The organism is Limnospira sp. PMC 1279.21 (assembly GCF_032349615.1).
Classification (GTDB): domain Bacteria; phylum Cyanobacteriota; class Cyanobacteriia; order Cyanobacteriales; family Microcoleaceae; genus Limnospira; species Limnospira fusiformis.
In genome coordinates, this window is sequence record NZ_JARPLU010000203.1 from 1 (window position 1) to 7,261 (window position 7,261).

Annotated in this window: 7 protein-coding genes; 5 read left to right on the plus strand and 2 right to left on the minus strand. The window is 41.8% G+C overall.

The annotated features are described in order from the left end of the window. The 3 genes from P5683_RS21225 to P5683_RS21235 all read left to right on the plus strand — a co-directional run. On the plus strand, positions 1–749 hold a 749-nt coding region (locus P5683_RS21225), incomplete at its 5' end, for an amino acid--tRNA ligase-related protein (protein WP_315641019.1). A 188-nt stretch (positions 750–937) separates the two neighbouring features. Further along, complete coding sequence (locus tag P5683_RS21230; RefSeq protein WP_008057216.1) at positions 938–1,072, plus strand: hypothetical protein; 135 nt, start codon at positions 938–940, stop codon at positions 1,070–1,072. A 181-nt stretch (positions 1,073–1,253) separates the two neighbouring features. Continuing rightward, positions 1,254–1,937, plus strand: a complete 684-nt coding sequence (locus P5683_RS21235) for an SGNH/GDSL hydrolase family protein (RefSeq protein WP_006624817.1) — start codon at positions 1,254–1,256, stop codon at positions 1,935–1,937. 321 nt (positions 1,938–2,258) lie between these two features. On the opposite strand, the gene P5683_RS21240 is transcribed toward P5683_RS21235, so the two are convergent. After that, complete coding sequence (locus tag P5683_RS21240) at positions 2,259–2,663, minus strand: hypothetical protein (RefSeq protein WP_008057218.1); 405 nt, start codon at positions 2,661–2,663, stop codon at positions 2,259–2,261. Positions 2,664–3,175: 512 nt separating this feature from the next. Between P5683_RS21240 and P5683_RS21245 the strand changes: the two genes are divergently transcribed. Together P5683_RS21245 and P5683_RS21250 are read left to right on the plus strand one after the other, a co-directional pair. Beyond that, complete coding sequence (locus P5683_RS21245; RefSeq protein ID WP_006668154.1) at positions 3,176–5,596, plus strand: sucrose synthase; 2,421 nt, start codon at positions 3,176–3,178, stop codon at positions 5,594–5,596. Positions 5,597–5,749: 153 nt separating this feature from the next. Continuing rightward, positions 5,750–6,559, plus strand: coding sequence for a peptidoglycan-binding protein (locus P5683_RS21250; RefSeq protein ID WP_315642003.1), 810 nt, complete (start codon positions 5,750–5,752; stop codon positions 6,557–6,559). 324 nt (positions 6,560–6,883) lie between these two features. Here P5683_RS21250 and P5683_RS21255 read toward each other — a convergent pair whose 3' ends face one another. Continuing rightward, positions 6,884–7,099: an AbrB/MazE/SpoVT family DNA-binding domain-containing protein gene (locus tag P5683_RS21255; RefSeq protein ID WP_006624814.1), complete on the minus strand. Its 216-nt coding sequence runs from the start codon at positions 7,097–7,099 to the stop codon at positions 6,884–6,886. Positions 7,100–7,261 lie beyond the last annotated feature (162 nt).

The following is a 7,261-nucleotide window of genomic DNA, read 5'->3' on the forward strand; positions in this document are numbered from 1 at the left end:
AATTTACCTCCATTGAAGTCTATCAAGCCTATGCTGACTATTTCCAAATTATGGCTTTGGTTGAAGACTTAATCTGTGCCGTAGCTACAGAGGTTTTGGGCGGGTCTACTCAGATTGATTATCAGGGAGATAAAATCAGTATCGATCGCCAATATGACTACAGCAATATTTATCCCACATTCACCGGAAAACATTGGCGGGTTAAAACTATGGTCGAAGCTGTCCGAGATGAAACTGGCTTAGATTTTGATACCCTGGAATTCTCAGAAGCTAAATCCAAAGCTGAAGCGATCGGCGTGAGACTCACAGACTTAAATACTCAAAATTTGGGATATTTACTCTATGCCGTCTTTGACCAAAAGGTAGAATCAACCCTAATTGAACCTACATTTATTATTGATTTTCCCGTAGAAGTCAGTCCCTTGGCTAAACGACACCGTTCTAAGCCGGGATTTGTAGAGAGGTTTGAATTATTTATTCATGGCACTGAATATTCTAACGGGTTTTCTGAGTTAAATGACCCCGTAGATCAACGCCAGCGATTTGAGGAACAATTGGCTCAAAAACAAGCCGGAGATGATGAAGCACACCCCATGGATGAAGATTTTATTCAAGCACTTTCTTTGGGGATGCCTAACTGTGGTGGTATGGGAATTGGAGTTGACCGCCTAGTTATGTTTTTAACTGATACCCAGAGTATCCGCGATGCTATTTTATTCCCAACTATGCGTTCCTTCAAAGATACTTAATTCCCATTAATTTTAGGTCTGGGGGTAAATTAACTATTGATTATCCCCTGACCTCAGCGCCATGGCTTTACCAAACCTTTACTAAAATCATCCTGAAAGTTTACACCAGCCTATGTAATTTCACGGAGTCATCATGTTAAAGTTGCCTTACCATGTACAAATTACCCCAATTCACACCAGGGCTGGTTATGAAAAGCATCTACAAAAGCATCTCATTAACTACTAGCATTATTGGTGCGATCGCCATAAATATAATTACCGAGACCTCAGCGATCACCGCCACCTTTAACTTTAGTCAAATCTATATATTTGGAGATGGTTGATCAGATACAGGTAACGCTTATCAAGCCACTAGCGGAGCCATTTTTCAAGGTCTACCCTACTTCGACCAACGAGCATCTAATGGATTACTATTTGTAGATTATTTAGCCTCAGAATTCGGTTTAAATCCGACTACATTAATCGACCCAGACTCTCCCATTGACGGGGTAAATTTTGCCTTTAATGGAGCGACAACCGGAGATTTTAACGCCACCCAGGATTTTGACCAGGTTGATCAACTCAATTACAGGCATTTATTGCCCCTTTATTAATGTCCGGTCAATCCGCGAATCTGATGCGTTATATATTCTTTGGGCGGGAGCAAATGATTATTTAGGGGGAAGGGAAACTGATGTAAATATCCCGGTTAATAATATTACGCAAGCTGTAAGTTCTTTGTATGGTGTGGGAGCCCGTAATTTTCTAGTGCTAAATTTACCGCAATTAGGAAAAACACCCATTGCCCAATTTAATCCCTTCGACCCAGTTGACCCTTTTAATTCCTTTAACCCCGCCGCACTTAATAGCCTCAGTATCCAACATAATCAAGCCTTACAGCAAGGAATATTAGGGTTAAATAAAAGTTTATCTAATGCCCATATTAGCTTTTTTGATGTGGGTAGTTTATTCGATAATGCGATCGCTAACCCTCAACAATTTGGATTAACCAACGTAACTGATAGCTGTCTATCCTTAAGATCAGGCACAATTTGTCAGAACCCCCACGAGTATCTATTCTGGGATTATATCCACCCCACTACCACAGCCCATCAAATTATTGCTAGTGGCGTTTATCATCAAATGCAAACAGAATATAATAAGAAATCTGTCCCCGAACCTTCAGCCACTGTAGCTTTAATTGTTTGAGGAGTTGGTGCTATGGTTAAAAAAGGCAAATCGAAGCCACAATAACATCTCCATTCAAGCAACATGATAGGGGTGTATTGATTGTTAGTAGACACACCTCATAATTAGACCACATCAATCTGGATCTGAATCCGTTATCGCGTTTAAGAAAGTGTGAGGAGTAAACTTGATCACGGAAATGAAAGGCGATCCAGATTTGAGTGCTGGTATTTACAAGGAAGGTTTTTCAAATCTATCCCATGTTTTGATTAGGGGGAAATAGGGTCATTGGTTGGGGGATAGTCAAGACAGTTCAACTTCCCAATTTTTGGCTAAATATGATTAGGTATCAGTCCCAGATGTTCTCTGACTTATGGCTCGAACTAAATCAACTAATCCATTAGCCAACCGAGACGCAACCACAGTTCCCTCAAACTCAAATTCATGATTTTGTAAGGCTTCAACCAACATCCATTTACCTGTTTCTGTTAATAAAACCATTGGGACTTGGTTTTCTTTATGAATCTCAATCGCCCCAGCATTTTTGAGATCCTCATAGAGTCCCTGATAAATCCCGACTTTCTTACCTTGTCGTTTTTGTTTGACTTTACTGGTCAGATCACTTTTCTTAACCTTAGTCTGTGTTCCTCCCAACGCCCATAATGTCAGAAGCAAACGGGCTTTAGCCTTATCATCCATTTCACCCGTGATGGGTTTCGGCGTATTGTTGTAATCCATTGTTGACATATCACTTATAGATTGAGAGACCAAAATACCATCAGATTGTACAACAAATAATAATTAATCTAATAATTCGGATCATAACTATACCTAACAACAGATTAGGGACCCAGGTATAAGGGGAAAGCTAAATCATAGAAAACTACCATATTTCTATGAAATCATGCGATCGCCTTCCCGGGGGATCAGGATCTAAATCATCATTTCACCATTTTTGATGAAATAGCGCCCACCCCCTAAGTATATTGTCCCAACCAGAGTCACCCCCATTAGCATAACCCCCCATTTCAGGGATATTTAAGTCTCCACCCCTCTCCCTGACAGATATGGGAAATCAGAAAATAGCCAAAATACAAGACCCATCAACATATCACCATATCACCATAAATTTTTGTCAAACCTTCCCAGCCAAAATCTATACTGGGTAAGATGTGTGATCAACAAACGAAGACCTATAAATCAAGCCAGGGTTAGGGATAACCACAACATCGACAAGAAACTAATCAGGAGAATTTTTCATGTCCGAACTCATTCAGAACGTAATTGATAGCGACGAAAAACAGGATCTGCGACAATTCGCTAGTGAACTGAGAATCTCAGAAAAGCGATATTTACTCCGCAATGATATCCTACAAGCCTTTGCTGATTATTGCCTTAAATTTCAAAAATCAGATCATTTTGTTCATAGTTCTAACCTCAGTAAACTGATTTACTATACCCAAGAAATTATTCTCGAAAATGAAAGCATTTGCTTGATTGTACGTCCCCAGATAGCCACCCAGGAAAGGTTTCGTCTCCGACCTGATCTATCCGTTGATGTCATGAGTGTTCAGGAATTGCTCGATTTACGAGATCACTTCGTGGACCATCACCATCCCCATGAAGGTAATATTTTCGCCATAGACTTTGGCCCCTTTTATGACTATTCTCCCCAACTGCGAGACTCCAAAAATATCGGTAAAGGAGTCCGTTATCTCAACCGCTATTTATCGAGCAAACTCTTTCAAGACTCTAATCAATGGCTGGAATCTCTGTATCAATTTCTGAGCCTCCATTCTTATAATGGCTTACAATTAATGATTAACGATCGCATCACTAATCAAAACCAACTTTCCCACGCCATTAAAAAAGCCATTTCATTACTTAATAAGCGTTCCCCCAAAGAACCCTACGAAAACTTCCGGTTTGAATTGCAAGAAATTGGCTTTGAACCCGGATGGGGAAATACCGCCAGACGCGCCTTAGAAACCCTAGAAATGCTAGACGAACTTCTGGACTCTCCCGACCATCAAGTTTTAGAAGCATTCCTCGCTCGTATTCCCATGATTTTCCGTATCGTTTTAGTCTCTATTCATGGCTGGTTTGGTCAGGAAGGGGTCTTAGGTCGTCCTGATACAGGCGGTCAAGTTGTCTATATTTTAGACCAGGCGCGTAGCTTAGAAATGGAACTAGAGGAAGAATTGAAACTCTCGGGCTTGAGTGTTTTGGGGGTGCAACCAAAAGTGATGATTTTAACTCGTTTAATTCCTCATAGTGATGGAACTCGTTGTCATCAACGATTAGAAAAAGTTTATGGCACTAAAAATGCCTGGATTCTCAGGGTTCCCTTCCGGGAATTTAACCCTAATGTTACCCAAAACTGGATATCTCGGTTTGAGATATGGCCTTACCTAGAAACTTTTTCTATTGATGCTGAAACTGAAATTTTGGCGGAGTTCCAAGGTCGCCCTGATTTAATTGTTGGCAATTATTCTGATGGTAATTTGGTGGCATTTTTGCTGTCTAAACGCCTGAATGTTATTCAGTGTAATGTAGCTCATGCTTTAGAAAAATCTAAATATGTGTTTAGTGATTTGTACTGGCAGAATATGGAGGATAAATATCATTTCTCCTTGCAATTTACCGCCGATTTGATTGCTATGAATGCCGCTAATTTTATTATTAGCAGCACCTATCAAGAAATTATTGGCACTACTGATAGTGTCGGTCAGTATGAGTCTTATAAGTCTTATACTATGCCCGGTTTATATCATGTGGTCAATGGTATCGAACTATTTAGCCCGAAATTTAATGTGGTTCCCCCTGGGGTCAATGAGACCATTTTCTTCCCCTATACTCGCACCGAAGAACGCATATCAAGCGATCGCCAACGACTAGAAAATTTGATTTTTCACCTGGATGACCCTAGCCAAGTGTTTGGGAAATTGGCTGACCCAACTAAACCACCCCTATTTTCTGTCGCTCGTTTAGACCGGATTAAAAATATCACTGGTTTGGTAGAATGCTATGGTCAACATCCCGAACTCCAAGAAAAAGCTAACTTGATTTTTATTGCGGGAAAACTGCGGGTTGAAGATTCTAGCGACTATGAAGAAGCCGAAGAAATTCAAAAGATGTATCATCTCATTGAGCATTATAATCTTTATGATAAAGTTCGCTGGCTCGGTGTCCGTCTTTCTAAAACTGATACCGGGGAAATGTATCGGGTAATTGCTGACCATCATGGTGTCTTTGTACAACCGGCTCTATTTGAAGCCTTTGGGTTAACTATTTTAGAAGCCATGATATCCGGTTTACCTACCTTTGCTACTCAATTCGGTGGACCCCTGGAAATTATCAAAGATAAAATTAATGGCTTTTACATTAACCCCACTAACTATGACGAGACTGCTGCTAAGTTAGATGAGTTTCTGCTTCGATGTCAATATAATATTGGCTTCTGGAATGAAATTTCTCAACGGGGCATGGATCGGGTTTACAGCAGCTATACTTGGAAAATACACACTTCCCGATTGTTGACTCTTACCCGCGTCTATGGGTTCTGGAAATATATCTCTAAAGAAAAACGCGCCGATATGATGCGCTATTTGGAGGCTTTATTCTATTTGATCTATAAACCCAGGTCTCAGGAGTTATTACAACAGCATCTACAGCGTTAGAGATAGCTTGGTCTCCGCGAACCGGGCTAGAGATTTGAGTCATTTGGGATCGGTTTGAGTGTGTCGGAAAACCGATCCGGATGTTACAATGTGATCTCGGATAGCTTAACTAACAGCTATAACCTCAAACCATAACACGCACGCTTAGTCATAATGGGTATCAAAACTGCTATCATTGCTGGCATCATGGCTTTAGCAATTCCCAGCTTTACAGGTCCCGCGATCGCCACGTCCGGGACTAGATCGGCGATCGCAGAGTCCGAAATTGAACGACTTCTCCAACTAACCCAAGATCGTCGGAGTTTCTCTGATGATCAAAGTCTATTCTCGGAACCGTTTTATCAGCCAGAACAGCCAACAGGCGATCGTCGCACTTTGGCTGACCCTTTCTACCAACCCAGTGAGGAAATTCGCGAAGAAACTACCTTTGCTGAACCTTTCTACCAACCCAGTGAGGAAATTCGCGAAGAAACTACCTTTGCTGAACCCTTCTATCAACCTGAAGAAAACCAGGTTCGACCTAGGGAAATGACCCTAGCGCGAGGAACTGAAGGAGCACAGGTCGCCGGTTTACAGCAGCGCCTGGAAGTACATGGCTTTTCTGTCGGTCGTATAGATAGTCTCTTTGGTCCCCGCACTGAACGATCCCTCATTCAGTTTCAATTGGCTAAGGGTCTCAGACCTACTGGAGTGGTCGATCGCAGCACTTGGCAGGCTCTCTCAAAAGATCCTCACCAGCAGACTATAGCAGAAACTCTCATTAAACAAGGCGATCGCGGTTCTAAAGTCAGAACTCTGCAAACTCGCCTAGAGTTGACTGGACATGATCCGGGTCCTGTTGATGGTATATTTGGTCCGAAAACTTTGTCGGCTGTCTCTGACTTTCAGTTGGCTATGGGCTTAGAAGCTACCGGGGTTGTAGATGAAAAAACCTGGAAAGTTTTAGGCGATCGCTCTAACTAGGTTATCAACCTGCCGCTTTTTTTTAAAAAATTATGGCCCGCCCGCCTTAGTAAATAGGGGTTGACACGGCGGCGCTAGTTGGCTATGATAGGAGTATGTTAAATAATGGTATGTGAGAAAAAATAATATTTTCGCAAATATTCCCATTATATTAGAGTGTAGCACGGACTGCCAGAAAAAGATAGGGTTTTCTGAAAAAAAAAGCGCGGGGGCGCGCCCAGAAAATTTTTTTTTGGTCACCTAGGTTTACTTTTCCGAAATTCCCGGCGGGGGAAAAATGCGATCGCCCCAATTCTCAGGACATTGAGGCACGGGGATTTTGACTCACCATTGGTCGTCCGGCTGTGTTTCGGAACGCCGTTCTCGAATCAGTTCGTCGGCGAGACTTACACCGTTTGAAATATCTTTAAAAATTCCCCGGAGTTTTTGGACTTGCTCACGCCAACTGACCAGACGCAGGCTGCCATCTTTTTCAAGGGTTAAAGTGAGTTGATCGCCCGCTTGCAGGTTCAGTTGTTTCCGCACAGGTTCGGGAATCATTAACTCGCCGGTTTCTTCTAGGTTAACGGTGTATTGTTCCAGGGGGGGAGCAAGAATTTAATCCAAGATTTGCTTTACATCTTAGGACAATAAGGTACAATACCCAAAAAGATTCGCAACTCAATAATGAATATACGGTCAAACCCCAGACCATGCCAAATC

Excerpts from the sequence above, each read along its gene's own strand:
- P5683_RS21240 (WP_008057218.1), bottom strand. The coding sequence starts at position 2,663 with ATGTCAACAATGGATTACAACAATACGCCGAAACCCATCACGGGTGAA.
- P5683_RS21245 (WP_006668154.1), top strand. The coding sequence starts at position 3,176 with ATGTCCGAACTCATTCAGAACGTAATTGATAGCGACGAAAAACAGGAT.
- P5683_RS21250 (WP_315642003.1), top strand. The coding sequence starts at position 5,750 with ATGGGTATCAAAACTGCTATCATTGCTGGCATCATGGCTTTAGCAATT.
- P5683_RS21235 (WP_006624817.1), top strand. The coding sequence starts at position 1,254 with ATGGAGCGACAACCGGAGATTTTAACGCCACCCAGGATTTTGACCAGG.
- P5683_RS21255 (WP_006624814.1), bottom strand. The coding sequence starts at position 7,099 with ATGATTCCCGAACCTGTGCGGAAACAACTGAACCTGCAAGCGGGCGAT.
- P5683_RS21230 (WP_008057216.1), top strand. The coding sequence starts at position 938 with ATGAAAAGCATCTACAAAAGCATCTCATTAACTACTAGCATTATTGGT.